The sequence below is a fragment of the Geodermatophilus sp. SYSU D01045 genome (assembly GCF_054050295.1).
Genome location: NZ_JBJGZB010000002.1, coordinates 245808 through 271030, shown reverse-complemented (window position 1 = coordinate 271030; position 25223 = coordinate 245808). Strand labels below are relative to the sequence as shown.

Annotated in this window: 27 protein-coding genes; 11 read left to right on the top strand and 16 right to left on the bottom strand. The window is 76.1% G+C overall.

The annotated features are described in order from the left end of the window. Positions 1 to 87: 87 nt before the first annotated feature. From ACI798_RS03085 to ACI798_RS03055, 7 genes are all read right to left on the bottom strand, one after another. On the bottom strand, positions 88 to 663 hold the full coding sequence (locus ACI798_RS03085; RefSeq protein ID WP_457047199.1) for a sarcosine oxidase subunit gamma: 576 nt from the start codon (positions 661 to 663) through the stop codon (positions 88 to 90). After that, positions 656 to 3526 (bottom strand): 2Fe-2S iron-sulfur cluster-binding protein, encoded by a 2871-nt coding sequence (locus tag ACI798_RS03080; RefSeq protein ID WP_456939843.1) that lies wholly within the window; start codon positions 3524 to 3526, stop codon positions 656 to 658. Before ACI798_RS03080 ends, ACI798_RS03085 begins: the two co-directional genes overlap by 8 nt. Next, the gene (locus ACI798_RS03075; RefSeq protein WP_456939842.1) at positions 3523 to 3801 is read right to left on the bottom strand and encodes a sarcosine oxidase subunit delta; all 279 of its coding nucleotides are present in this window, start codon (positions 3799 to 3801) and stop codon (positions 3523 to 3525) included. Before ACI798_RS03075 ends, ACI798_RS03080 begins: the two co-directional genes overlap by 4 nt. A gap of 25 nt (positions 3802 to 3826) precedes the next feature. Beyond that, on the bottom strand, positions 3827 to 5059 hold the full coding sequence (locus tag ACI798_RS03070; protein ID WP_456939841.1) for a sarcosine oxidase subunit beta family protein: 1233 nt from the start codon (positions 5057 to 5059) through the stop codon (positions 3827 to 3829). Beyond that, positions 5056 to 6378 carry a serine hydroxymethyltransferase gene (locus ACI798_RS03065; RefSeq protein ID WP_456939840.1) on the bottom strand — a complete coding sequence of 441 codons (1323 nt, stop codon included), beginning with the start codon at positions 6376 to 6378 and terminating at the stop codon, positions 5056 to 5058. The genes ACI798_RS03070 and ACI798_RS03065 overlap by 4 nt, the downstream gene beginning before the upstream one ends. 185 nt (positions 6379 to 6563) lie before the next feature. Beyond that, on the bottom strand, positions 6564 to 7685 hold the full coding sequence (locus ACI798_RS03060; RefSeq protein ID WP_456939839.1) for an aromatic ring-hydroxylating oxygenase subunit alpha: 1122 nt from the start codon (positions 7683 to 7685) through the stop codon (positions 6564 to 6566). 197 nt (positions 7686 to 7882) lie between these two features. Next, a complete protein-coding gene (locus ACI798_RS03055) occupies positions 7883 to 8683 on the bottom strand; it encodes an IclR family transcriptional regulator (RefSeq protein WP_457047198.1) in 801 nt (266 codons plus the stop codon). A gap of 125 nt (positions 8684 to 8808) precedes the next feature. Here ACI798_RS03055 and ACI798_RS03050 point away from each other — a divergent pair, with 125 nt between their 5' ends. Both ACI798_RS03050 and ACI798_RS03045 read left to right on the top strand, forming a co-directional pair. Continuing rightward, positions 8809 to 9132 carry a bifunctional 3-phenylpropionate/cinnamic acid dioxygenase ferredoxin subunit gene (locus tag ACI798_RS03050; protein WP_456939837.1) on the top strand — a complete coding sequence of 108 codons (324 nt, stop codon included), beginning with the start codon at positions 8809 to 8811 and terminating at the stop codon, positions 9130 to 9132. Continuing rightward, positions 9129 to 10301 (top strand): NAD(P)/FAD-dependent oxidoreductase, encoded by a 1173-nt coding sequence (locus ACI798_RS03045; protein ID WP_457047197.1) that lies wholly within the window; start codon positions 9129 to 9131, stop codon positions 10299 to 10301. The genes ACI798_RS03050 and ACI798_RS03045 overlap by 4 nt, the downstream gene beginning before the upstream one ends. Before the next feature lie 31 nt (positions 10302 to 10332). On the opposite strand, the gene ACI798_RS03040 is transcribed toward ACI798_RS03045, so the two are convergent. After that, the gene (locus ACI798_RS03040) at positions 10333 to 11499 is read right to left on the bottom strand and encodes an MFS transporter (RefSeq protein ID WP_457047196.1); all 1167 of its coding nucleotides are present in this window, start codon (positions 11497 to 11499) and stop codon (positions 10333 to 10335) included. A gap of 21 nt (positions 11500 to 11520) precedes the next feature. Between ACI798_RS03040 and ACI798_RS03035 the strand changes: the two genes are divergently transcribed. Then, positions 11521 to 12132 carry a TetR/AcrR family transcriptional regulator gene (locus ACI798_RS03035; RefSeq protein WP_457047195.1) on the top strand — a complete coding sequence of 204 codons (612 nt, stop codon included), beginning with the start codon at positions 11521 to 11523 and terminating at the stop codon, positions 12130 to 12132. Positions 12133 to 12171: 39 nt separating this feature from the next. Here the strand turns inward: ACI798_RS03035 and ACI798_RS03030 are convergent, their stop codons facing one another. Then, positions 12172 to 14145, bottom strand: a complete 1974-nt coding sequence (locus ACI798_RS03030) for a BCCT family transporter (RefSeq protein WP_456939833.1) — start codon at positions 14143 to 14145, stop codon at positions 12172 to 12174. Positions 14146 to 14349: 204 nt separating this feature from the next. Continuing rightward, the gene (locus ACI798_RS03025) at positions 14350 to 14634 is read right to left on the bottom strand and encodes a DUF6807 family protein (RefSeq protein ID WP_456939832.1); all 285 of its coding nucleotides are present in this window, start codon (positions 14632 to 14634) and stop codon (positions 14350 to 14352) included. A gap of 39 nt (positions 14635 to 14673) precedes the next feature. Between ACI798_RS03025 and ACI798_RS03020 the strand changes: the two genes are divergently transcribed. Then, positions 14674 to 15684 (top strand): glycerate kinase, encoded by a 1011-nt coding sequence (locus ACI798_RS03020; protein ID WP_456939831.1) that lies wholly within the window; start codon positions 14674 to 14676, stop codon positions 15682 to 15684. A gap of 43 nt (positions 15685 to 15727) precedes the next feature. On the opposite strand, the gene ACI798_RS03015 is transcribed toward ACI798_RS03020, so the two are convergent. After that, positions 15728 to 16117, bottom strand: a complete 390-nt coding sequence (locus ACI798_RS03015) for a hypothetical protein (RefSeq protein ID WP_457047194.1) — start codon at positions 16115 to 16117, stop codon at positions 15728 to 15730. On the opposite strand from ACI798_RS03015, the gene ACI798_RS03010 reads away from it, so the two are divergent. Further along, positions 16013 to 16474 carry a universal stress protein gene (locus ACI798_RS03010; protein ID WP_457047193.1) on the top strand — a complete coding sequence of 154 codons (462 nt, stop codon included), beginning with the start codon at positions 16013 to 16015 and terminating at the stop codon, positions 16472 to 16474. The two genes, ACI798_RS03015 and ACI798_RS03010, sit on opposite strands and share 105 nt — an antisense overlap. A 25-nt stretch (positions 16475 to 16499) precedes the next feature. On the opposite strand, the gene ACI798_RS03005 is transcribed toward ACI798_RS03010, so the two are convergent. Next, positions 16500 to 17021 carry a hypothetical protein gene (locus ACI798_RS03005; protein WP_457047192.1) on the bottom strand — a complete coding sequence of 174 codons (522 nt, stop codon included), beginning with the start codon at positions 17019 to 17021 and terminating at the stop codon, positions 16500 to 16502. Between the two features lie 141 nt (positions 17022 to 17162). After that, positions 17163 to 17774: a hypothetical protein gene (locus ACI798_RS03000; RefSeq protein ID WP_456939827.1), complete on the bottom strand. Its 612-nt coding sequence runs from the start codon at positions 17772 to 17774 to the stop codon at positions 17163 to 17165. Between the two features lie 241 nt (positions 17775 to 18015). Between ACI798_RS03000 and ACI798_RS02995 the strand changes: the two genes are divergently transcribed. After that, a complete protein-coding gene (locus tag ACI798_RS02995; protein WP_456939826.1) occupies positions 18016 to 19773 on the top strand; it encodes a GmrSD restriction endonuclease domain-containing protein in 1758 nt (585 codons plus the stop codon). Between the two features lie 80 nt (positions 19774 to 19853). Here the strand turns inward: ACI798_RS02995 and ACI798_RS02990 are convergent, their stop codons facing one another. Beyond that, entirely contained in the window at positions 19854 to 20063 is a 210-nt protein-coding gene (locus ACI798_RS02990) for a hypothetical protein (RefSeq protein WP_456939825.1), read from the bottom strand. Positions 20064 to 20308: 245 nt separating this feature from the next. Here ACI798_RS02990 and ACI798_RS02985 point away from each other — a divergent pair, with 245 nt between their 5' ends. Continuing rightward, the gene (locus tag ACI798_RS02985; RefSeq protein WP_387990932.1) at positions 20309 to 20512 is read left to right on the top strand and encodes a cold-shock protein; all 204 of its coding nucleotides are present in this window, start codon (positions 20309 to 20311) and stop codon (positions 20510 to 20512) included. 69 nt (positions 20513 to 20581) lie between these two features. On the opposite strand, the gene ACI798_RS02980 is transcribed toward ACI798_RS02985, so the two are convergent. Both ACI798_RS02980 and ACI798_RS02975 read right to left on the bottom strand, forming a co-directional pair. Further along, on the bottom strand, positions 20582 to 21046 hold the full coding sequence (locus ACI798_RS02980) for a hypothetical protein (protein ID WP_456939824.1): 465 nt from the start codon (positions 21044 to 21046) through the stop codon (positions 20582 to 20584). Between the two features lie 74 nt (positions 21047 to 21120). Beyond that, on the bottom strand, positions 21121 to 21768 hold the full coding sequence (locus ACI798_RS02975) for a hypothetical protein (RefSeq protein ID WP_457047191.1): 648 nt from the start codon (positions 21766 to 21768) through the stop codon (positions 21121 to 21123). Positions 21769 to 21945: 177 nt separating this feature from the next. Here ACI798_RS02975 and ACI798_RS02970 point away from each other — a divergent pair, with 177 nt between their 5' ends. The 4 genes from ACI798_RS02970 (at position 21946) to msrB (ending at position 25190) form a co-directional block, all read left to right on the top strand. Further along, positions 21946 to 22425: a hypothetical protein gene (locus tag ACI798_RS02970; protein ID WP_457047190.1), complete on the top strand. Its 480-nt coding sequence runs from the start codon at positions 21946 to 21948 to the stop codon at positions 22423 to 22425. 75 nt (positions 22426 to 22500) lie between these two features. After that, complete coding sequence (locus ACI798_RS02965; protein ID WP_457047221.1) at positions 22501 to 24090, top strand: sensor histidine kinase; 1590 nt, start codon at positions 22501 to 22503, stop codon at positions 24088 to 24090. Then, the gene (locus tag ACI798_RS02960; RefSeq protein WP_457047189.1) at positions 24074 to 24730 is read left to right on the top strand and encodes a response regulator; all 657 of its coding nucleotides are present in this window, start codon (positions 24074 to 24076) and stop codon (positions 24728 to 24730) included. Before ACI798_RS02965 ends, ACI798_RS02960 begins: the two co-directional genes overlap by 17 nt. Before the next feature lie 67 nt (positions 24731 to 24797). Then, complete coding sequence (gene msrB, locus ACI798_RS02955; protein WP_457047188.1) at positions 24798 to 25190, top strand: peptide-methionine (R)-S-oxide reductase MsrB; 393 nt, start codon at positions 24798 to 24800, stop codon at positions 25188 to 25190. Positions 25191 to 25223 lie beyond the last annotated feature (33 nt).

Genomic DNA, 25223 nt, shown 5'->3' with positions numbered 1-25223 from the left:
CTGCGCTCCTGACTGCCGGAGGATCAGGTCGGCCCCTCTGCAGGGTCCCGCCGCGAGCCTGCGGGGGGCGGGGGGCAGAGGGGTCCTTCATCCGTGGGTGAACTCGAGGGCCGCGTCGAGCAGCCAGTCGGCCAGGTAGCCGGCGAAGGAGGACCGGACGAGGACGACGACGTCGTCGCCGGTGTCGGACAGGCCCAGCAGGACGACGCCCGCCCGGCCGAGCGTGGTCTGGGCGCTGCTCCCCCGGCCGAACACCCGCGGGTGCAGGTCGATCGAGCAGCCCTTGGCCAGGACGTCGCGCACCCGCGACCCCGTGAGCCGCAGGCCGATCCGCTGGGCGGAGACGTCCGTCGCGGAGCCGCCCAGCGGGAGGACGGCGGTGCGGACCCGGGCCTCGAGCTCCTCGGGCGCCTCGGTGGTGCTGGTCAGCAGCCACTCGTCGGGGCCGAGCCAGACGGCCCGCCCCGCGCCGGCCGGCACCCAGGTGTTCGGGGTCGTCGGCAGGGCGACGCCGAGTGCCGCCGTCGCCGCGGGGTCCACGGTGCCGAGCCGGACGTCGGTCATCGCGACGAACGGCTCGACGGCGATGCCGACGGTCTCGGGCAGGCGCCCGAAGGCGGCGGTCCGTGCCTCGAGGGGGTGGGTGCGCGTCAGCTCAGCCATCGCGGCGGGCTCCTTCGGGATCGACCAGCACCGAGCCGGTGACCTCGACCGGGACGAGGGTGCCGTCGACGGGGACGTGCACGGTGTCGCCGATGCGGTCCCGGCCGCCCTCGACCAGGGCGAGGGCGAAGGGGCGGGCGAGCTCGGCGCTGCGGTAGCTGGAGGTGACGTGGCCGAGCATCGGGACCGGCGGGGGCGGCAACGCGCCGTCGGCGCGGAACTCCACGATCTGGGACCCCTCCGGCAGCACGGTCCGCCGGTCCACGGGCAGCAGCCCGACCAGCTGCTTGCGCAGCGGGTCGGCGTTGGCCGGGCGGGCGAAGGAGCGCTTGCCGACGAAGTCCGGCTTCTTCTTGGAGACCGCCCACGCCATGCCGAGGTCGTGCGGGGTGACGGTGCCGTCGGTGTCCTGCCCGATGATCGGGTAGCCCTTCTCCGCGCGGAGCACGTGCATGGTCTCCGTGCCGTACGGCGTGATGCCGTACGGGCGGCCGGCCTCGAGCAGCCGCTCCCAGACCGCGACCGCGTACCAGGGGTTGACGTAGACCTCGAAGGCGAGCTCGCCGGAGAAGCTGATCCGGGCCAGCCGGACCGGCACGCCCTCCAGCGTGGTGTCCCGCCAGGTCATGAACGGGAACGCCGCGGCGGAGACGTCCACCTCGGGGAAGACGGCGCCGACGACGTCGCGGGAGCGCGGGCCGACGACGGGGAGGGTGGCCCACTGCTCGGTGACCGAGGTGCAGCGGACCCGCAGGTCCGGCCACTCGGTCTGCAGCCACTCCTCCATCCAGTCGAGGACCTTGGCCGCGCCGCCGGTGGTGGTCAGCACGAGGAAGCGGTCCTCGGCCAGGCGCAGCACCGTGCCGTCGTCGATGACCATGCCGTCGACGCCGCACATGACGCCGTAGCGGACCGAGCCGACCTTCAGGCTGCTCATCAGGTTCGTGTAGAGCCGGTCGAGGAGGACGGCGGCGTCGGGGCCCTGGACGTCGATCTTGCCGAGGGTGGAGCCGTCGAGGATCCCGACGCCGGTGCGGGCCGCGGCGCACTCCCGGAGGACCGCGGTCTCCATGTCCTCGCCGGGCCGCGGGTAGTAGCGGGGCCGCTTCCACTGGCCGACGTCCTCGAAGACCGCCCCGGCCGCCACGTGCCGGTCGTGCAGTGCGGTGACCCGCTCGGGGTCGAAGAGCCGGCCCCGGTCGCGGCCGGCGAGCGCGGCGAAGGCGACCGGGGTGTAGGGCGGCCGGGAGGTGGTGGTGCCGGTGTCCTGGACCGGGATGCCGAGCAGCTCGGCGGTGATCCCCGAGGTGAGGACGCCGGAGGTCTTGCCCTGGTCGTGCGCCGTCCCGATGGTCGTGTAGCGCTTGACGTGCTCGATGGAGCGCAGGCCGGCGCCGACCGCGCGGGCGATGTCGGCGACCGTCGCGTCGCGCTGCAGGTCGACGAACGAGGTGCTGCCCCCGGCGCCGGAGGTGTCCGGCACCCGCCACAGGACCAGCGGCGCGGCCGGGGCGGCGGGCTCCGGGGCGGCGGGCAGCCGGTCCTCCCCCACCGGCGGGATGCCCAGCTCCGCCAGGGCCCGGCGGGTCACCCGCTGCCCGTCGGCCAGGCACCCGGCCAGGTCGAGGACGCCGGCGGCCGAGCCGGCGACCGACAGGCCGTCGAGCTCCTCCCCGGGGAGGAAGGCGCCGAGGGTCTCGTCGTAGCGGAGCCGGCCGCGGGCCTGGCTGAACAGGTGCACCGCGGGGTTCCAGCCCCCGCTGACCAGGAGCAGGTCGCAGGCGATCTCGCCGGCGGCGCCGACCTCTCCGTCGGTGAACGGGGCGACGAGGGCGTGGGTGACCCGCTCGACGCCGCGCGTGCCGGTGACCACGGCGCCGGGCAGCACCCGGACACCGGCGCGCTCGCACTCCTCGCGCCGGCGCGGCGAGCCCTCCGGCCGGGCGTCGACCACCGCCTGCACCCGCACGCCGGCGCGGGACAGGTCGAGGGCGGCGTCGTAGGCGCTGTCGTTCGTGGTGAACACGACGGCCTCGCGGCCGGGCAGCACGCCGTAGCGGTGCAGGAACGTGCGGGCGGCGCCGGCGAGCATGGTCCCGGGGCGGTCGTTGTCGGCGAACACGACCGGACGCTCGTGCGCCCCCGTCGCGACGACGACCGAGCGCGCCCGGAGGCGCCACACCCGCTGGCGGGAGACGTGCCTGGGCGCGGCGGCGCCGAGGTGGTCGGTGCGCCGCTCGAGCGCCAGGACGAAGCCGTCGTCGTAGCTGCCGAACGCGGTGGTGCGCTGCAGGTGCAGCACCTCCGGGTGCGCGGCCAGTTCCGCGACCGCGTCCGCCACCCAGTCCAGCGCCGGGACGCCGTCGAGCCGGTCGGTGCCCGACAGCAGCGAGCCGCCGGCCTCGGACTGCTCGTCCACCAGGGCGACGCGGGCTCCGGCCCGGGCGGCGGTCAGCGCGGCGGCCAGCCCGGCGGGCCCCGCTCCCACGACCAGCACGTCGACGTGGTGGTGGACCGCGTCGTAGCGGGCGGAGTCGGGGACGTCGGCGAGGCGGCCCTGCCCCGGCAGGCCGGAGGCGGCCAGCCCGTCGAAGAGCTCCACGGTGGTGGCCAGCAGCATCGGCTCGGGGAAGGGCTCCTCGATCTGCACGAGGCCGCCCGGGTCCTCGGCCCAGGCCGCGGCGATGCCGCGGGGGCGGCCGAGCTTGACGCTGGTGGCGACCCGGTGCCGGCCGTCGGCGAGCAGCGCCGAGGCGAGGGTGTCGCCGGGGTGGCCGCGGAGGGTCTCCCCGTCGAAGGTGAACTCGACCGTGGTGGCGCGGTCCACGCGGCCGCCCTCGGCGGTGCGGAAGGGGCTGGTCACGGGGTCACCGGCCTGGGGTCGTCGAGACGGTAGACGCGCTCGAAGCGGTAGGTGGCGGTGTCGCGGACCGCGTTGAACCAGCGGCGGCAGCCGGCGCTGTGGTGCCAGCGCTCGGCGAAGCGGCCCCGGGGGTTGGCGCGGAAGAAGACGTAGTACGCCCACTCCTCGTCGGAGAGCGCGGCCGGCTCCTCCGGGTACGGGACGTGGGCCTGGCCGCCGTAGTGGAACTCGACCTCCTCGCGGGGGCCGCACCACGGGCACGCGATGAGTTGCACGGAGGACTCCTGGGGCAGTGGGCGTTCAGTGGGCGACGGCGGCGGCGCCGTGCTCGTCGACGAGCACGCCGGTGACGAAGCGGTCGAGGCCGAACGGCGCGACGTACGGGTGGGGCTCGCCGTGGGCGACGGTGTGCGCCAGGGCCGAGCCGATGCCGGGCGTGGCCTTGAACCCGCCGGTGCCCCAGCCGCAGTTGAGGTAGAGGTTGTCGTAGCCGGCGCGGCCGACGATCGGCGAGGCGTCGGGGCTGACGTCGACGATGCCGGCCCAGGTGCGCAGCAGGTGCGCCCGCGCGAAGACCGGGAAGAGCTCGACCGCGGCGGCCATCTGCCGCTCGATCACGTGGAAGGCGCCGCGCTGGCCGTAGCCGTTGTAGGAGTCGATCCCGGCGCCCATGACCAGCTCGCCCTTGTGCGCCTGGGAGACGTACACGTGCACGGCGTTGGACATGACGACCGTGGGGTGCACCGGCTCGAGCAGCTCGGACACCAGCGCCTGGAGGGGGTGGCTCTGCAGTGGCACGCGGATGCCCAGCATGTCGGTGAGCACGGAGGTGTGGCCGGCCGCGCAGAGGACGACCCGGCCGGCGGCGATCGTGCCGCGGGTGGTGTGCACCCCGGTGACCCGGTCGCCGTCGGTGGCGAACCCGGTGACCTCGCAGTCCTGGACCAGGTCGACGCCGGCCTGGTCGGCCCGGCGGGCGAAGCCCCAGGCGACGTAGTCGTGCTTGGCGATGCCGGCGCGCGGCTGGTAGGTGGCCCCCAGGACCGGGTAGCGGATGTCGGCCGAGGTGTTGACGACCGGGCAGATCTTGCGGACCTCGTCGGGCTCCAGCCACTCCGCGTCGATGCCGTTGAGCTTGTTGGCCTCCACCCGGCGCACGCTGTCGCGGACGTCCTGCAGGGTGTGGGCGAGGTTGAGCACGCCGCGCTGGCTGAACAGGATCGGGTAGCCGAGGTCCTCCTCGAGCCCCTCCCACAGCTGCAGGGCGTGCTCGTAGATCGCCGAGCTCTCGTCCCACAGGTAGTTGGACCGGATGATCGTGGTGTTGCGGGCCATGTTGCCGCCGGCCAGCCACCCCTTCTCCAGCACCGCGACGTCCGTGATGCCGTGGTCCTTCGCCAGGTAGTGCGCGGTCGCCAGGCCGTGCCCGCCGCCGCCGACGACGACCACGTCGTAGGAGCGCTTCGGCTCGGGGCTGCGCCAGAGGACGTCCGGGTGCTCGGGCAGGTCCGCGCCGGGCGTGCGGGGGCTCATCGCGGGACCTCCGTCAGGTCGGGGTAGAGCGGGTGGCGGTCGGCCAGCCGGGCGACCCGCGCGCGGAGGCCGGCGAGCTGCTGCCCGTCCACCGAGGGCCGCAGCGCGGTGGCGACCACGTCGGCGACCTCCGCGAAGTCGTCGGGGCCGAAGCCGCGGGCGGCCAGCGCCGGGGTGCCGATGCGCACGCCCGAGCTGACCATCGGCGGGCGGGGGTCGAAGGGCACGGCGTTGCGGTTGACGGTGATGCCGACGGAGTGCAGCCGGTCCTCGGCCTGCCGGCCGTCGAGCTCCGACCCCCGCAGGTCGACGAGGACGAGGTGGACGTCGGTACCGCCGCTGACCACGTCGATGCCGGCCGCGCGGGAGTCGGGCGCCAGGAGCCGGTCGGCCAGGATCCGGGCGCCGGCGAGGGTGCGCTCCTGGCGCTCCCGGAAGGCCGGCTCCCCGGCCAGCTTGAAGGCGACCGCCTTGGCGGCGATCACGTGCTCCAGGGGCCCGCCCTGCTGGCCGGGGAAGACCGACGAGTTGAGCCTCTTCGCCAGGTCGGCGGTGGCCAGGATGACGCCGCCGCGCGGGCCGCCGAGGGTCTTGTGGGTGGTCGAGGTGACGACGTGCGCGTGCGGCACCGGCGACGGGTGCAGCCCGGCGGCGACCAGCCCGGCGAAGTGCGCCATGTCCACCATGAGGTACGCGCCGACCTCGTCGGCGATCCGGCGGAACTCGGCGAAGTCCAGGTGCCGCGGGTAGGCCGACCAGCCGGCGACGACGAGCCGGGGCCGCCGCTCCCGTGCCAGCTCCTCCACCTCGGCCATGTCGACCCGGTGGTCCTCACGGCCCACGTGGTAGGCGGCGACGTCGTAGAGCTTGCCGGAGAAGTTGAGCCTCATCCCGTGGGTCAGGTGGCCGCCGTGGGCGAGGTCCAGCCCGAGGATGGTGTCGCCGGGCTCCAGCAGGGCGGACATCGCCGCGGCGTTGGCCTGCGCCCCCGAGTGCGGCTGCACGTTCGCGTACTCCGCGCCGAACAACGCCTTCAGCCGGTCGACGGCCAGCTGCTCGACGACGTCCACGTGCTCGCAGCCGCCGTAGTACCGCCGGCCCGGGTAGCCCTCGGCGTACTTGTTGGTCAGCACCGAGCCCTGGGCCTCCATGACGGCCACCGGGGCGGAGTTCTCGCTGGCGATCATCTCCAGCGTGGTCTGCTGCCGGGTCAGCTCGGCGGAGATCGCGGCGGACACCTCCGGGTCGGTGTCCGCCAACGACCGGTCGAGCACGCGGTCCCCCACGGCCGGCGGGGCGACGTCAACCTGGACGACCATGCCGGGTCCTCCCTGTCGTGGAGCTGGTATGAGGACTGGTATATCAGTCGTCCAACACCGTAGGGCGGCGGCCGCGCGCGGTCAAGGGGTCCCCGGGAGGCGGGACCACGGACACCGCGCCCGGCCGGACGACGGAGGGGCCGGGAGGACGTCGTCCTCCCGGCCCCTCGGCGTCGCGTGCGGACTCACCCCGCCAGGCGCTGCGTCAGCCACTCGTGGAAGAGCCCGATGTGGTGCTCGGAGGGCACCAGCACCCCGCCGCGGGCGTAGGCCCGGGAGGACATGGCCGGCTGGGTCCGCTCGCAGGCGGCGAAGTCCTGCTCGTTCACCCGGTGGAACAGCTCCACCGACCGGCTGACGTCCCTGCCGGACTCGACCACCTCGCGGGAGTACAGCCAGTCGCACTCGACGATCGTCCGGTCGACCGCCACCGGGAACATCCGGTGGAAGACGACGTGGTCGGGCACCAGGTTCACGAAGACGGTCGGCTTGACCGTGATGGCGTAGTAGCGGCGGTCCTGGTCCTCCTCGACGCCCGGGAGCCGGCCGAAGCCCTCGCCGCCGTCGACGGTGAAGCCCTGGACGTCGTCCCCGAACTCGGCGCCGTGACCGACGAAGAACTGCGCGGCGTACCCGTCGGCGAACTCCGGGAGCACCTCGGTGAGCTCGGGGTGGATCGTCGCGCAGTGGTAGCACTCCATGAAGTTCTCGATGACGAGCTTCCAGTTCGCCTTCACCTCGTAGGTGATGCGGCGCCCGACGGACAGCGAGTCCAGCTCGTAGCGGTCGATCGCCCGCGCGTCCCCGAGGCGCTCGGCGACGGCGCCCACGACGTCGTCCTCGAAGGACGGGGGCTCGTCCGCCAGGCACACCCACGCGTAGCCCAGCCACTCGCGCAGGGCCACCGGCACGAGGCCGTACTCGACGCGGTCGACGTCGGGCATCTTCGTCAGGTTGGGGGCCGCGACCAGCTTGCCCTCGAGGTCGTAGGTCCAGGCGTGGTAGGGGCACTGGAAGGCCCGCCGGACCGTGCCCGAGTCCTCCGTGCAGATCTGCGCGCCGCGGTGCCGGCAGACGTTGAGGAACGCCCGCAGCCGCCCGTCCCGGCTGCGGACCACGAGCACGCTCTCCCGTCCCACCTGGACCTTCCGGAAGGACCCGGGTGTCGGGAGGTCACTCGAGCGCACGGCGCCGAACCACATGTCCTCGAGAACGCGGGACTGCTCCAGCGCGAAGACGGCGGGGTCGGTGTAGTAGTGGCCCGGCAGGGTGGAGATGAGGCTCGCGGGCTGGTCGGTGGTGGTCATACGGCACCTCGGGTTCCGTCGGGCGGTGCGGTGTGGAGGACACGCCAGACGTCGCACGACGCATCGCCTGCGACGAACCACGGTCGCCGTCCGCGCTCAGCGCAGGACGACCGGTGTGTTGCACATTACTCAGCGGATCGCGTCAGACGCAACAGCCCGAAAGCGTGCCGATCCTCGGGACCCGAGACCCCGTGGGGTCAGCGGGGCTGGCGGAAGAAGCCCAGCCTCCGGCTCAGCTCGTCGGCGCCCGCGACCACCCGGCGGGCGATGGCCGGGTGGTCCTCCGGAGCCATCCGGAACGACGGCCCCGAGACGCTGAGGGCGGCGACCACGTCCCCGTCCGCACCCCGGACGGGTGCCGCGACGGCGCTGAGCCCGACCTCGTACTCCTCGACCGTGGACCCCCACCCCTGCTCGACGATCCGGTCCAGGTCCTGCCGCAGCACCTCGGGATCGGTGACCGTGGTGGCGGTGAAGCGCTGCAGCTCGCGGGAGAGCACGCCCTTGCGGACGGTGTCGGGAGCGTGCGCCAGGAGCACCTTGCCGCTCGACGTCGCGTGCAGGGGGGTGCCCTGTCCCACCCAGTTGTGCGTGCTGAGCGCCGCCGGCCCGCGGGCCTGACTGACGTTCACGGCGCGGTCGCCGTCCAGGATGGCGATGTTGACGGTCTCCTCGAGGTCGGCGGCCAGCGCCTGGCAGATCGGCCGCCCCTCCCGGGCGATGTCCAGCTGGGCGGCGGCCGCGCCGGCCAGGCGCACGACGCCGAAGCCCAGCCGGTACTTGCCACGGTCGGCCATCTGCTCGACGAAGCCCCGGCCCTCGAGCGCGGCCACCAGCCGGAAGGCGGTGGACTTGTGCACACCGAGCTCCGCGGCGATCTCGGTGACGCCGGCCTCCCCGTGGGCCGCGAGGATCTCCAGGACGCTCAGGGCCCGGTCCACGGACTGGACGACGGCGACCGAGCTCCGCTCCCCGTTCTCCTCCTGCGGCCCGCTCATGACCTCAGCGTAGGTGGCGGGCGGTGGGGGTCGTCCCGTCTCTTGACGAGGGGACACCGCGGGGCCATGCTGTTGCGCCATCAGCGCATCGTTGCAACATCCGCAACAGTGAGCCTGGAGCGCCCATGATCCTGGTCTGCCCCACGACCGCGTTGCCGCCCGGCGAGGCGATCCGCGTCGAGGCCGAGGAGCCCATCGCGGTCTTCAACGTCGACGGCGAGTTCTACGCGATCGACGACACGTGCACCCACCAGGACGCCTCGCTGGCCGACGGGTGGCTGGAGGGCTGCGCCGTGGAGTGCCCCCTGCACGCCTCCTGCTTCGACCTGCGCACCGGGAAGGTGTCCGGCCCGCCGGCCAGGACGCCGGTCCGCACGCACCGGGTCGTGGTGGAGGACGGCCTGCTGTACGTGCAGCCCGCGGACGTCGGGGAGGAGGGGGCCGCGTGACCTCCACGGTCGCCGTCGTCGGGGCCTCCCTGGCCGGCCTCTCCGCCGCGCGGGCCCTGCGTGACCAGGGCTACGAGGGCCGGGTCGTCGTCGTCGGCGACGAGGCGCACGCGCCCTACGACCGCCCCCCGCTGTCCAAGGAGTTCCTGGCCGGCGCGGCGTCACCGGACGACATCGCCCTGGGCGTGCCCGACGACGACGGCCTCGACCTCGAGTGGCGCCTGGGCACCCCGGCGGTCGGCCTGGACCGCGCCACCCGCACGGTGCTGCTGGGCGACGGCACCGAGGTCCGGGCCGACGGCGTCGTCCTCGCCACCGGGGCCCGCGCCCGGCGCCTGCCCGGCGCCGAGCGGCTCGACGGCGTGCACGTGCTGCGCTCGCTGGACGACGCCGTCGCCCTGCGGGAGGACCTGGCCGCCGGCGGGCGTCTGGTCGTGATCGGCGCCGGCTTCATCGGGGCGGAGGTCGCCTCCACCGCCCGCAGGCTGGGGCTGGAGGTCACCGTCGTCGAGGCCCTGCCCGTCCCGCTCGCCGGCCCGCTGGGCGCCGACGTGGGCGCGGTCTGCGCCGGGCTGCACGCCGACCACGGCACCCGCCTGATCGTCGGCATCGGGGTCGCCGGCCTGGTGGGCAGCGGCAGGGTCGAGGCCGTCGAACTGACCGACGGCAGGCGGCTGCCCGCCGACGTGGTGGTCGTGGGGATCGGGGCCGTCCCGAACACCGAGTGGCTCGCCGGGTCCGGCGTGGCCCTCGGCGACGGCGTCCTCACCGACCCCCGCGGTGCGACGGACGTCCCCGGCGTGGTCGCGGCCGGCGACTGCGCCGCGACGTGGTCGCCCTCCGCGGAGCGGCACGTCCGGACCGAGCACTGGACCCACGCCCTGGAGCAACCGGCCGCCGCGGTCGCCACGCTGCTGGGCACCGGGGCACCCGCGCCGACGCCGGTGCCCTACTTCTGGTCCGACCAGTACGGCGTCCGCATCCAGTTCGCGGGTTCGCGCCGCGAGGGCGACGTCGCCCGCGTGCTGGAGGGCAGCTGCGCCGACCGCTGCTTCCTGGTGGTCTACGAGCGCGAGGGACAGCCCGTGGCCGTCCTCGGGATGGACCAGCCGCGCCTGTTCACCCGGTGGCGCCGGCAGCTGCGTTCGGCCGTGCCCGCCGCGTCCTGACCCCTGGCCGACCCCCGGCCGGTCCGGAGGGCTACCGGCGACCGCGGGGCGCGGCGAGCGCGGCCGTCGACACCAGCCCGGCGGCGGTGGCGAGGGCAGCCGGGGTGCCGGCGACGTCGGTGACGGCGCCGAGGAGGAGGGCGCCGGCGGCCTGGCCGGTGGTCAGGGCGACGAACAGGAGGGCCGTGGCCTGCGCCGCCGCCCCGGGCGCCAGCCGGCCGCCCCAGGCGATGAGCACGCCGGTCAGGGCCACGAAGCCGCAGCCGAACAGCGCCAGCGCCCCCGCGGCGACCACGACGCTCCCCGGTCGCCAGGCGAGCAGCACCGTGCCGGCGGCGGTGACCCCCGTCGGGAGCAGCCAGGCGGCGGGGAGGCCGGCGCGGCGCACGAGACTCCCGCTCAGGCCGCCGAGGAGGGCGGCCACGCCCAGCAGGCACCACAGCAGCCCGGTGGCCCGGGTGGACAGCCCGGCCCCCGTCGTCGCGTCCGGCCCGAACGTCCACACCCCCGCCCCGCCGGCCCCGGCGAGCAGGGCGGCGGTCAGCGCGCGGGCGAGGCGCCGCGGTCGCAGTCCGGCCCCCGGCCGACCGGGGTCGGCGGCGCGCGCGCGCCAGCAGGCGGACCGGTCGGCCCACCAGGTCACGAGCAGCGCGCTGCCGGCGAAGCCGAGCCAGGTCCAGCGCCACTCCCCCGGCCAGGCGAGCGCCACCAGGCCGCCGACGGCCACCCCGGCCCCGGTGCCGCTGTTCACCACCGCCTGGGAGCGGGGCTCGGCGGGCGGTGTGACCGTCCCGGCCACGGCGGCGACCAGGGCCGGGCTGGCGGCGCCCGCTCCGCTGCCGGCGACGAGCGCCCCGACCGCCAGGACCGGTGTCGTCCAGGCGGCGGCGACCACCAGCGCACCGACGGCGGCGCAGACGCCGGCGGACCACAGGGCCCGGCGGGCCCGTCCGCGATCGACCAGTCGCAGGCCCAGGACGGCCGCGACGCAGTAGGCGAGGTAGCTGCCCGCGGCGATGCCGCCGGCCACGCCGGAGGTCACGCCCAGGTTGGACCGGAACTGCGGCAGGGAGAGGCCGAACCCGTACCGGGTCAGGCCGTAGGTCACGGCGATGACCAGCAGCCCGCTGACCACCAGCGGGTGCGGCGCCGGCCGGTCGGCAGCGGGGGGAACCGGCTGTAACGATCGTTTCAGCATAACGATCGTTACACTAGGCGCGTGTCCACTGCCGCCGCGAGCCGACCGGCCCGGGAGCGCCTGCTCGACGCCGCCGGCGAGCTGTTCTACGAGAACGGGATCGCCGCGACGGGGGTGGACGCCGTCCTGGCCCGCGCCCGGGTGTCGCCGGCGACCCTGTACGCGCACTTCCCCGGCAAGGACGGGCTGGTGGCCGCCTACCTCGAGCGCCGATTCCGGCGCTGGCGGCAGGCCTGGGACGAGGTCCTCGACGAGCGGACCGACCCGGTCGACCGGCTGCTGTCCGTCTTCGACGCGGTGCTGCGCTTCCGCGCGGCCGAGGGCGGCCGCCGCGGCTGCGCCTTCCTCGCCGCGGCCACCGAGCTGCCGCCCGGCCATCCCGGCCACCGGTGGCCGGCCGCCGACTCCCGGCTGCTGACCGAGCGTCTCCACCGGCTGGCGGAGGCCGCGGGCGCCGGCGACCCCACCGAGGTCGCCGACGGCCTGCTCGTCCTCTACGACGGGGCGCTGGCCCGTCTCGCCCGCCAGGCGGTGACCGCCGGACTGGAAACCGGCGACACGGTGCAGCGCGCCCGCCGGATGGCCGCGGACTGGCTGACGGGCCGGCTCGGGGCGGCCCGCCCGTCCGCCTGATCCCGGCGACCGGCCTCCCGCCGACCCGCCGCCGGGAGGTCAGTCGCGCGGATCGAGCGGGCGGCCGATGGCCTCCGCCTCGGCCTGGTCCTGCCCCTGCGGGGGGACGGCCGTGCTCCCGGGCGGCACCACGAAGTTGCCCGTCGCGGTGACCGGCCGCCGGCCCTCCGGCTCGGCGTCGGCCGGGGACGACGGCGCCGGCACCCCGGGGGCGCCCGCAACGCCCGGCGCCGGCTCCACCACGAGGACGAAGTCGTCGCCGTGGCGCTTGATGCCGTCCATCACGGCCTGCTCGATCGCCAGCGTGGCGTAGTTGCCGCGCAGCACGATGGGGTCGCGCCGGAGGTCCTTGACCAGGCTCACCGCCATCGCCGCCATCACCAGCGCGAACGGCAGGGCCGCGATGATCGTGAGGTTCTGCAGCCCCGTCAGCGCGGCTCCGTCCTCCCCCAGGAGCAGCATGATCGCGGCGACGGAGCCCATCACCACGCCCCAGAAGACGACCACCCAGCGGCTCGGTTCCAGGGTGCCGCGCTGCGAGAGCGACCCCATGACGATCGAGGCCGCGTCCGCACCGGACACGAAGAAGATCGCCACGAGGACCATCACCAGCACGGTCGACACGGTGGCCAGCGGGTACTGCTCCAGGACGGCGAACAGCTGGCCCTCCGTGGTGCCCTGGCCGGCCACGTCGACGCCGCTGCGCTGGGCCGCGATCCCGGCCCCGCCGAACACGGCGAACCACAGCAGGCTGACCAGGCTGGGCACGAGGAGCACGCCCGTCACGAACTGCCGGATCGTCCGGCCGCGGCTGATGCGCGCGATGAACAGCCCGACGAACGGCGTCCAGCTGATCCACCAGGCCCAGTAGAAGACCGTCCAGCCGCGCAGCCAGGTGGCCATCGGGTCGCCGCCGGTGGCCTCGGTGCGCGCGGCCATCGCGCCGAGGTCGGAGAAGTAGCTGCCGACCGCGTCGGGGAGCAGGTTGAGGATGAAGATCGTCGGGCCGACGACGAAGACGAACACCGCGAGCAGCAGGGCCAGGACCATGTTGGTGTTGGACAGCCACTGGATCCCGCGCTCGATGCCGGAGACGGCCGAGGCGACGAAGGCGGCGGTCAGGATCGCGATGATCGCGACCAGGACGCCGTTGCCGACGTCCCCGGCCCAGCCGAGGATCTCGACCCCGCTGCCGATCTGCAGGGCGCCGAGGCCGAGGGAGGCCGCCGACCCGAACAACGTCGCGAAGATGGCCAGCACGTCGATGACCCGGCCGGCCGGGCCGCTGGCCCGCCGCTCACCGAGCAGCGGGACGAAGGAGGAGCTGATCAACTGGCGGCGACCCCGCCGGAAGGTGCCGTACGCGATCGCCAGGCCGACGACGGCGTACATCGCCCACGGGTGCAGCGTCCAGTGGAACAGCGTGGTCGCCATCGCCGTCTGGATCGCCTCGGACGTCTCGGGCTCGGTGGTGAGCGGCGGCGGGGCGACGTAGTGCGAGAGCGGCTCCGCGACCCCGAAGAACATCAGCCCGATGCCCATGCCCGCGCTGAACATCATCGCGATCCACGAGACGGTGCGGAACTGCGGTCGCTCCTCGTCGCGCCCGAGCGGGATCCGCCCGTACTTGCTGGCCGCCAGCCAGATCACGTACACGACGAAGGCCGAGGCCAGCAGCACGAACAGCCAGCCGAGGTTGCCGGTGACCCAGCCGAGGACCGAGCCGCTGGCGGTGCCGAGACCCGTGGGGGTCGCGAAGCCCCAGGCGACGAAGCCCAGCGCCATCACCGCGGCGATGGCGAACAGGACCCTGTCGACGGCCCAGTGCCGGTCGGCGACGCAGGGAGGCGGCTCCGCGATCGCCGGGTGGATCCCGGCCACGGTGACGTCCGCGGCGTGCACGGCGCGGTGGTCCTCCCGGGCTGCCGTGCCGCCGACCGGCGTCGGGCCGGCCTCGACCGCCTCGGGCCGGTCCGGCCGGCGGGAGGGCGGGACGGGTTCGCGTGGTTCCACCATGACGTCCCCCAATCACTGTTGCGTCATTCGAGACCCACTTCGGAAGAGGGAACCAGAGGTCTGCCCGAGGAACAAGGGTCGAACGTGACGCACACCACAGCCTCGCACCGTGACCGCTCCGCGCCACTCGGCCGCCCGTGGGAGTCGCTGAACGGGGTCGGGAGACCCGTCGCGCCGGCGCCCGTCAGCCGTGGTCCCGCCTCAGGACGCGTCCGTCGCCCACCCTGCAATCGCGTCGTCATCGAGCGCGCCGTCGGCCACGAGGGCCCGGGACCCGCGGGTGACCGCAGCCCCGGCGGGGAGCACGAGCGCCTCGCGCCCGGCCAGCTGCCAGCCGACGCCGGGGTACTCCCGCACCCGCACGAACCACGGGTCGGCCCGGGTCGCCGCGTCGGCGCCGGATCGAACCCCAGGAGCTCGACCACGTGCGGACCGGCGCAGCCTGACCCCGACGTCCCGACCCGCCCCGCGGTTGCCCGTCCCCACCGGGGGCGGGCAGCCGCACCGTTCCCCGAGGAGACCCGCGTGCGCATCGTGATCGCCCCCGACAAGTTCCGCGGCACGGCCACCGCCGTCGAGGCGGCCGGGGCGCTGGCCGCGGGGGTCGCGGAGGCCGGGCACCGGGCCGTCGTCGTCCCGCTCGCGGACGGCGGCGAGGGCGTGCTGGAGGCCCTCGGCGGCGGCACCCGCACGAGCACGGTCACCGGGCCGCTCGGCACCCCGGTGGAGGCCGCGTGGCGGCTGGACGGCGCGGACGCCGTCGTGGAGACGGCCCGCGCCTCCGGGCTGCTCCTGGCGGGCGGCCGGGAGGGCAACGACCCCTGGGCCGCCACCAGCCGCGGCACCGGTGAGCTGGTGGCCGAGGCGGTGCGCGCCGGCGCGCGGCGGGTCGTGGTGGGCGTCGGCGGGTCGGCCTGCACCGACGGCGGGCTCGGGGCCGTGGAGGCGCTCCGGGAGCTAGCGCCGCTCGACGGCAGCCGCGGCTGGACGGTGCAGGTCGCCTGCGACGTCGCGACGACGTTCCTCGACGCGCCGCGGCTGTTCGGCCCGCAGAAGGGCGCGACGCCGGAGCTGGTGCGGCGGCTGACCGGCCGGCTGCGCGACCTGGCGCAGGAGTACCGGGACCGGTTCGGGGTCGACGTGCGCGACCTCCCGGGCTCCGGGGCCGCGGGCGGACTGGCCGGCGGACTGGCGGCCCTGGGCGCCTCCCTGGTCCCCGGGTTCGACCTGGTCGCCGACGTCGTCGGGCTGCGCGCCTCCGTGGCGGCGGCCGACCTGGTCGTCACCGGCGAGGGGATGCTCGACGAGCAGTCCTTCGAGGGCAAGGTCGTCGGCGGCGTCGCCGCGCTGGCCCGGGCGGCCGGGGTGCCCTGGGCCGCCGTGGTGGGGCGGGCGCTCGTCACGCCGCCCGACGGCCGGGTGGTCGACCTCGTCGCCACCTTCGGGGAGGACCGGGCCCTGGGCGAGACGCCGTCCTGCCTGCGCGCCGCGGCGCGCGACCACCTGGGCCTCCGGGCGCGCGGGCCCGCCCGCTAGCGCCCCCGGCCCGACCGCGCCGGGCCGGTGCTGGCCCGGAGGATCAGCTCGGCACCGACGTGCACCCGGCGGGGGCGTCGCCCGCGGCGGTCAGCACCAGGTCCATGGCGCGGGCGCCCATCTGCTCCAGCGGGAGCCGCACGGTGGTCAGGGCCGGTGCAGGTCCGCGGCCATCCACAGGTCGTCGAAGCCCCCGACCGAGACGTCCTCGGGGACGCGCCGCCCGAGGCCGTTCTGCAGCGCGTGCAGCCCCCACGGCCATCAGGTCGTCGAGCGCGAGGACGGCGGTCAGGTGCGGGTGCCGGCCGAGCAGGTCCAGCGTGGCCGAGTGCCCGCCGCCGCGGGAGGAGTCGCTCTCCGCGACGGCGACCGCGTCCCGGTCGCGCCCGAGCGCGGCCCAGGCGTCGAGGAATCCGGCGAGCCGGCCGGACACCGTCCGCAGGTCCGCCGGGCCCGTGAGGGCGGCGGCTTCGCCGCCGCGCAGGCGCGGCCGGGGCCGGGCCGGATCCACCACTGCACGCCTGCCCTGGGCGCGGCGGAGCGCACCCTCGCGCTGCTGACCGGGCGGGCCGCCGACGCCGGGACCGACCTCGAGCTCCGCCAGGCCCCGCACACCGGCGACCTGCCGGACGAGGTCCTGCGGGTGGCCGACGAGGTCGACGCCTCGGTGAGCGTCATCGGCCTGCGCCGCCGCTCCCCGGTGGGCACGCTGCTGATGGGCAGCGCCGCCCAGCGGATCCTGCTGGACGCGACCCGCCCGGTGCTCGCGGTCGAGCCGCGCTCCTCCTGACCGCGGGCCGCGCGGCGGCTCCCGCCTAGCCGCCGAGGACGACCCGGAACGTGCCGTGGGTGCGGAAGTCGAGACCGGTGCCCTCGAACCCCTCGATGTGGACCTCGCCCGACGCGGAGGCGAACTCGCCGGTGCCGCCGGTCACGGCCCAGCTGCTCGGCTCCCGCAGGACCGGCGCCGTGACCCCGGTGCGGCTCACCCCCTGGACGGTGAGCGAGCCCCGCGGGCCCGTGGTGGTCGTGGTGCAGTGCAGCGTCGTGCTGTCCGTGGCGAGGTCCACCTGGTGGAACACGCAGTGCCCCCGGTCGACGGCCTCCCCCAGGCCACCGGTGCTGGCGTTGGTGTAGACGAGCTCGTCCCCGAGCGACGGCACGCCGTTCGCGTCGTGGTCGAGGAACGCCTCCTCCAGGCGGTCGGTCTCGAAGCTGCCCTCGAGGACCTGCCCGTCCGGGTCGGCCGTCGCGACCGCCGGCCACACGGCCACCCCCACGACGAGGGCGGCGGAGCCGGCGAAGGCGAGCGTGGTGCGCTTCTTCGGAGTACGCATGGCGTCCACCTCGGTGACGTCCGAGAACGGAGGGACGCCGGCCGCCTCTGACCGGGGGCTCGGGCCGGAGCACCCCGACGCTAGGAGGCCCGCGTCCCTCCGGGAAGACACCAAGGTCCCTGCCGGCGGCCGCCCGGTGGCTCAGCCCGGCGAGTGCAGCAGGGGCCCGCGGAGGTCGAGGTACTCGGGCGGTTCCTTGGCCAGCCGCACCAGTTCTTCCATGACCTCACGCCACTCCGCCGGCGGCTCCCTGCGCTCGCCCTCGCGGGCCTCGTCCTCCGAGGTGAAGTAGGCGACCTGGACCCAGCGCCCGTCCTCCTGGGTGACCATCACGGTGGCCAGGATCTCGGGGCGGAACTCCGCCAGGCGCTCCCGCGGCACCTGGCGCACGAGCTCCTTCGCGCGCTGGACGTCGGTGGTCTGCCCCTGGATCACCTGGACGAAGCCGGCGCGGTCCGGGTCGCCGAACACGTCGACGACGACGTCCTCGCTGTCGAGGAAGGTCGGCTCGCCGTCGAACAGCCGCCGGACCCCGTCCCACCACCGGCCCTGCTCGGGGCGGTCGGAGTTGCGGCGGGCGGCCTCGGCCGACTCGAACCGGGCCACGGCCACCAGCCACCCGTCGTCGGTGACCCCGGTGGTGCTGCCGAGCCACCCGTCCGCGCCGGGCGACAGCTGCGTCACCCACTCCTCGATGGCCGTGTACACGGCGTCCGTGTCCGTCGTCCTGCCCTGGATGACCTGGACGAACATGGCTGACCTCCCGCCGACGGCGTCTCTCCGGCCCCCGTGGGACCTCGAACGCTACGACCGGGCGGCGGCGCGGTCGACGGGTTCGCGCCCGGGGGCGGGGCGCGGGAGGGGACGGCGCGCGGAGGTCACGGCCCGTCGCTCCGGCCCCACGCGTCCCACGGACGCCGGGGTTCCTGTACGCGCAGGTCCGCCCGTCGCAGGATGACGGGCCGGTGCACCAGCGCACACACGGGGAGAGCACATGGCGTCGTTGTCCGACCCTGCCGTCCAGGCCGTCCTGCGGCACCACACCGGCCGGTCCCCGGGGACGCCGATGCGCGCGGTCGTGTCCAAGGCCGCCGCCCTCGGCTACGACCTCGCGCCCGAGCCGTGGGGGGACGAGCCCACGCTGCGCCTGGTGCGGCGGGCGCCGTCGGGGCGCAGCGTCACCCTCCTGGTGGACGGCCGGCAGCTCACCTCGCCCTCCCCTGCGGAGCGGGCCTTCGCCGCGGCGCTGCCCGGGGCCGACGCGACCCGGGCGGACGTCCGGTTCCCCTTCGCCGGCAGCGACCCGTTCGAGGTGCTGGTGGCCTTCTCCGACGAGGCGGACCGCACACCCGCGCCCGCGCCGGTCCTCCCGCCGGTGCCGCTCCCCGGGCCGGTCCCCGCCGGGAACACCCGGCAGCGGGCGGTGCTCGGCGTCGTCGCCGCGGTCGCCGTGCTGCTCGTCGTCGCCGGGATCGCCACCTCGGGCGTGCCCGGCGGGCTGCTCGCGCTGGGCCTGGTGGCACTGCTCGTCGGCCTCGGCGCGGTCGTCGCCGGCCGGGCGCGGTGGGCGTTCATCGCCTCCCGCCGGGTCGGCGGCGCCGTGGTCGCGGCGGGCCTCGCGGCCGTCGTCGTCGGCGGGGCGGCGGCGCCGCGCGCCGCGCCGACCGCCGCCTCGGCCCCGGCGAGCACCTCGCCGGCCGCGCCCACCACCTCCCCAGCAGAGGAGAGCGCCGCCACGGAGGCCGCCACCGAGGCCGCCGAGGACGCGCTGGCGGAGGCCGAGACCGCGGAGACCGCCGTCCCCGCGGTCGACTCCGCCACCGGGCTGCTCTCCGACGACGCCACCGACGCCGCCGTCGGGACCGCCGCCCCCACCACCGCGCTGGCCGCCCTCGCCGCCGTCCCGGTGCAGGGCCGGGCGCCGCGCACCGGCTACGACCGCGACCTGTTCGGCAACGGCTGGGTGGACACCGACCGCAACGGCTGCGACACCCGCAACGACGTCCTCGCCCGGGACCTGACCGGCGAGACGCTCAAGCCCGGCACCCGGGACTGCGTCGTCATGACCGGGACCCTCGACGACCCCTACTCCGGCCGGACCATCGCCTTCCAGCGCGGGCAGTCCACCAGCGACGACGTCCAGATCGACCACGTCGTCGCGCTCTCGGACGCGTGGCAGAAGGGCGCCCAGCAGTGGGACGCCGCCCGCCGCACGCGGTTCGCCAACGACCCGCTCAACCTGCTCGCCGTCGACGGGCCGCTGAACATGCAGAAGGGCGACGGCGACGCCGCGACCTGGTTGCCGCCGGACCGCTCCTACCGCTGCGCCTACGTGGCCCGGCAGGTGGCGGTGAAGGTCAGCTACGGGCTGTGGATGACGCAGGCCGAGCGCAACGCGGTCGCCACGGTCCTGAGCACCTGCCCGGCCGAGCCGCTGCCCGGCGGCGTGGTCGCCGCCGTGCCGCAGACGGCGGCGCCGACCACCGCGGCGCCCACGCCCCCCCGGCCGACCACGCCGGCCCCGGTGCCGACGACGGCGCCGCGCCCCGCGCCCGTCCCGGTCCCCGCACCCGCTCCGGCTCCCGCGCCGGCACCGGCCCCCGCTCCGGCCCCTGCACCGGCGCCCGTGGGGACCAGCTACGCGAACTGCACGGAGGTCAAGGCCGCCGGCGCGGCACCGATCCACCCCGGCGACCCCGGATGGGACCCGAGGTTCGACCGCGACGACGACGGCGTCGGCTGCGAGTCCTGACCACCCGGTCGTGATCGCCGGACCGACCCCCTCCCCCGTGGCGGGGGTCGGTCCGGCGTGACGGTGGGCCGCTCGGCCGCTCAGTCGGCGAGCAGCGCGGCGTGCGCGCCCAGGCGGTGCGCCAGGGCCGCGGCGGCGCCGGTGGAGCGCAGGACGTCGGCGAGCAGCTCGGCCAGCTCGACCGGGCGCTCCGGCAGCTCCCCGTCCAGCAGGGCGTCGAGGTCGGCCGTGTCGAGGTCGGCGAGCTCGACGAGCACCAGCGGCTCGGCGGGACGCGCGGCGGTCTCCATGACGGGCTCCTCGGGTCGGCGGGCCGGGCTCCGTCCCGGCACCTCCCGACCCTGACCGGCCCGCCGCAGCCCTCCCTCCGCGGAACCGCACGATTCCCGCAAGACCGGTCCCGGCAGGTCCGCGACCCGCCACGCGGGGGCCGGGGCTCCCAAGGACGCTCCGTGCCGGCTAGGGTTCGTCGCGTCGGGAAGGCCCTGCGCACTGGCAGGACCCCGATGCACCATCGCAGCTAGGAGCGAGCGCAATGCCCGAAGGAACTGTCAAGTGGTTCAACGCGGAGAAGGGGTTCGGCTTCGCCACCCCTGACGGTGGCGGACCGGACGTCTTCGTCCACTACTCGGCCATCCAGACCAGCGGTTACCGCACGCTCGACGAGGGGCAGCGCATCTCGTTCGACGTCGAGCAGGGTCAGAAGGGCCCGCAGGCGGCGAACGTCACCCCGCTCTGATCGCCTGAGCCTCCGCCAGCGCCCCCGTCCGGTCCGCCGGGCGGGGGCGCTGTCGCGTCCGGGACCGGGTCAGCGGGCCCGGGGCACGTAGCCGCCGACGAGCGCCTGCATGAACAGCGCCCCGGCGTCCGGGCCCACCGCCTGCGCCGCGTCGGCGAAGGCCCGCCAGCGGTCCCGCTCGACGTCGGTCGGCGCGTTCTGCGCCCGCAGCGCCGCCTGCTCGAGCAGCCGCTCCCACTCTCCCTGCGGCGTCGGCCACAGCCCCGCCAGCCGCCGCGCCTCGGCGGAGATCCCGGTGATCCGGACGATGTCGCCGGCGTGGTTGGTCAGCGGCTCGATGTAGCCGGCGGCCGCCAGCGCCTTGGCCGCCGCGACGACGTCGGCCTTCGGCAGCCCGCTGCCCGGGACGACCGAGCCGAGCAGGTACGGCGCGCCGCCGTGCCTGGGCTCGTCGACCAGCCGGGCGACGGCCCGCAGCACGGGCAGGTCGCGGCGGAACCAGGTGTCGGGCAGGGGCCGGTCGAGCGAGGTCACCCGGGAAGTCTCCGCCGCACGCGACGGCGCCCCGCCACCCGGGTTCCGGAGTGGCGGGGCTCGGCGGTCGGGGTTCAGCGCGCGCCGGTCAGCTCCGGGCGGGTGGCCAGGACGATCCCCAGCGCGACGTACCCGACCAGCAGGTGACCGGCGGCGGTGTACGCGACGACGGACGGAGCGATCTGCGCGACGGGGATGTTGACCGGCGCCCAGCTCTTGGCGCCCAGCGGCCACCAGCGCGCGGCCCCGCTCCAGCGGCCCGCGATCGCGATGCGGATGCCGATCAGGAACATGCCGACCATCGACAGCGGCCAGAAGGCGTCCAGGGCCAGGTACCAGGCCTCCTCGGCGTGCCCGGGCAGGAACGCCGCGCTCAGCGTGGAGAGGATCGCCAGGCTCAGCAGCACGTGCTCGAGGTGGAGGGCCGCGCGGGCCAGGCGGCCGGTGCCGATGGCGCCGGTCCACAGCTGGACGGTGACCAGGGCGACGAGCCCCAGCTGGAAGAGCAGCGCGGTCATCTCGTAGGCGAGGGCCTGCGAGCCGACGGTGGGGTCGATGCCGAAGGCCAGGATGCCGGCCGCCCATGCGGCCGAGCCGGTGGCGACGGCGATCCCGGCCCGGCGGACCGAGCGGACGGACGCGACCGGGCGGGCTGCCGGGGCGGCCGACCGCGGCGCCGCGGCGTCGGTGCGGGCGGGGGCGGGGGTGGTGCTGAGGGACATCTCGTCTCCCGGGTCGGGTGTCGCGGTGCCCTGTGCACCGCCTGGGAGAACCGTCTCGGGGCGCCGTCCCGGGCCACCAGGGCGCGCCGCCCTCCATCGCGTCCCCGTCGCCGTCCCGGGCGACACGGGACACCTGCCTCGTGCCCGGCGGGACACCGGCGGTGGAGGATCCCCCGCGTGCACGCGCAGGCCCCGGTGACCGGGCCCCCGGCGGGGGCGCCGGCTCCCCCGGCTCCCCTCCCCGAGCCCGCCCCGGGCGCTCCCTCCGCGCTGCGGGTGGCCGGGTGGTCGCTGGTCGCCGTCACCGTGGTCTCCGCCCTGGGGGCCGCCGTGCTCGACGTCCTCACCCCGGCCGCCGCCCACGCGGCCGCCGGGACGACGCCGGGCTGGATCGACGGCCTGCCCGGCGTCGGGCTCGCGGTCCCCGCCGCCCTGCTGCTGCGCCGCGCCCCGCGCAACGCCGTGTCGTGGGTGCTCGGCGGGACCGGACTGCTGTGGGCCGTCGACGGCCTGGCGTCGTCGTGGCTGACCCTCGCCGTCCGTGCGGACCCCGCACTGCCGGGCGCCACGCTGTCGTTCTGGTTCCTCAACCGGTTCGGTGCCTGGCTGCTGCTCGGGCTGCCCCTCCTGCTGCTGCTCTATCCCGACGGGCGCTAGCCCTCGGGCCGGTGGCGGCCGGCCGCCGCGCTCAGCCTGGCGGCGACCGCCCTCCTCCCGACGCTGCTGCTCGTGATGCCGTCGGAGATCGCCGACGAGCGGGCCGGCACCCGGACCCCGGACGTGTACCGCTCGCTCGACCTGGACCCGACGAGCCTGCCGCTGCCCGGATCGGTCGCCCTCCCGTTGCTGCGGCTGGCCTTCCCCGCGGCGCTGCTGGGCGTGGCGATCGCCGTCGCGGCGGTCGTCGCCCGGTACCGGCGGGCCGGCGGGGAGGACCGGCGGCGGATGCGCTGGCTGCTGTGGGCGGCCGTGGTCGACCTGCTGGTCGTGGCGACGACGGTCTTCGTGCCCGGGGACGAGGCGTCCCTCGCCCTGTCCGTCTCGGTCACGCTCACCGGCGCGGCGGTCGCCGTCGGCATCCTGCGGCCCCGCGCGGTCGACGTCGACCGGCTGCTCGGCGGCACGCTCGTCCACGGCGGCCTCGCCGTCGGCGTGGTGCTGCTCGACCTGCTGGTGCTCGCCGCCGCCGGCGCCCTGTTCGGCGACGCCCTCGGCCAGCGCGACGCCACGCTGCTCACCCTGCTGCTCGTCGCCGGCGTCTACGTGCCGCTGCGCGCGCCGCTGTGGCGGCTGGTCCGCCGCTGGGTGCTCGGCGAGCGCGAGGACCCCTACCGCGTCGTGTCCGGGCTGGCCGAGCGGCTGGAGCGCTCGGACGGTGCCGAGGAACAGCTCATGACGGTCGCCGCCGGCATCGCCGAGGCGTTCCGCACCCGCTACGTCGGCGTCGAGGTGGACTCCCCCGACGGCGGCCGGCTGGTCGCCGAGCACGGCACCCGCCCCGCCGCGGTGCAGTCGCTGCCGATCGCCTACCGCGGCGAGCAGGTCGGCCGGCTGCTGCTGCCCCGGGACGGCGTCCGCGCGCGGCTGGTCACCCGCGACGAGCGGCTGCTCGCCGACGTCGTCCGGCAGGCCGCCGCGGCCGCCCGCGCGGGCTCGCTGGCCGCGCAGCTGCAGGCCGGCCGCGAGCAGCTGGTCGCCGCCCGCGAGGAGGAGCGCCGCCGGCTGCGCCGGGACCTGCACGACGGGCTGGGTCCCTCGCTCGGCGCCGTGGTGCTGCGCATCGACACCGCCCGCAACCTCGCCGCCGCGCGCCCCGGGGACGCCGACCGGCTGCTGCGCCAGGCCCGCGACGACGTCTCCGCCGCGCTGGCCGACGTCCGCCGGCTCGTGCACGACCTGCGCCCGCCCGCGCTCGACGACCTCGGCCTGGCCGGGGCGGTGCGCCAGCAGGCCGAGCGGCTGCTCCCCCCGCCGGTCACGGTGACCGTGGACGCCGGCGGCCTGGCCGACCTGCCCGCCGCCGTCGAGGTGGCCGCCTACCGGATCGCGTCAGAGGCGCTGGCCAACGCGGCGCGGCACGCCGCCGCCTCCCGCGTGCGGGTCACGCTGGCCCGCGCGGACGGCGACCTCGTCGTCGCGGTGGCCGACGACGGCGTCGGGATCGCGCCGGACCGCGCCGCCGGCGTCGGGCTGGTGTCGCTCCGGGAGCGGGCCGCCGAGCTCGGTGGCCGCTGCACGGTGAGCTGCCCGCCCGACGGCGGGACCGAGGTGCGGGCGGTGCTGCCCGTGGAGGGAGGAGCGACCGGTGACCGAGCCCGATGAGCCGCTGCGGGTCGTCGTCGCCGACGACCACCCGGTCTACCGGGACGGGCTGGCCCTGCTGCTGGGCTCGGTGCCGGGCCTGGAGGTGGTCGGCACCGCGGCCGACGGCGCGGCGGCGGTCGAGGTGGTGCGCGAGCAGCTGCCCGACGACGTCGTGATGGACGTGCAGATGCCGGTGCTCGACGGCATCGAGGCCACCCGGCGGATCACGGCCGAGGCGCCGTCGGTGGGCGTGGTGGTGCTGACCATGAGCGAGGACGACGGGACGGTGTTCGCCGCCGTCCGCGCCGGCGCCCGCGGCTACCTGCTCAAGGGCGCCGACCAGGAGGAGGTGGTCCGCGCGATCACCACCGTCGCCTCGGGCGGGGCGGTGTTCGGCGCGGCGCTGGCCCGGCGGATCGCCGAGTTCTTCACCGCCGGACCCGCCGGGCCGGAGACGGCGTTCCCGCAGCTGACCGCCCGCGAGCGCGAGGTGCTGGAGCTGGTGGCCGCCGGGCGGTCGAACGCGCAGATCGCCGCGGTGCTGTACCTGTCGCCGAAGACGGTGCGCAACGTCGTCTCCAACGTGCTGACCAAGCTGCAGGTCACCGACCGCGCGCAGGCGATCGTGCGGGCGCGGGAGGCGGGCCTGGGCCGGTGAGGCGGGGAATCGGCCCGCGGCCCGGGTCGTTCCCCTGGGCATGACGACGTCCGCTTCGCAGCCGAAGGTGACCAGGACCGACGAGCAGTGGCGCGCCCAGCTGTCCCCGCAGGAGTACGCGGTGCTGCGCCAGGCCGGCACCGAGCGGCCGTGGACCGGGGAGTACGTCGACACGAAGACCGTCGGCGTCTACACCTGCCGGGCCTGCGGCGCCGAGCTGTTCCGCTCGCAGACCAAGTTCGACTCGCACTGCGGCTGGCCGTCGTTCTACGAGCCGTCGTCGGCGGACGACGTGGTGCTCCGCGAGGACCGCACCCACGGGATGGTCCGCACGGAGGTCCTCTGCGGCACCTGCCACAGCCACCTGGGCCACGTGTTCGACGACGCCCCGCAGACGCCGACCGGCGACCGGTACTGCATCAACTCCTTCTCCACCCGGCGGGGCCCCGCCGTGGGCTGAGCCCCCCGACACCCGCGTGAGGGCGGTCCCGGG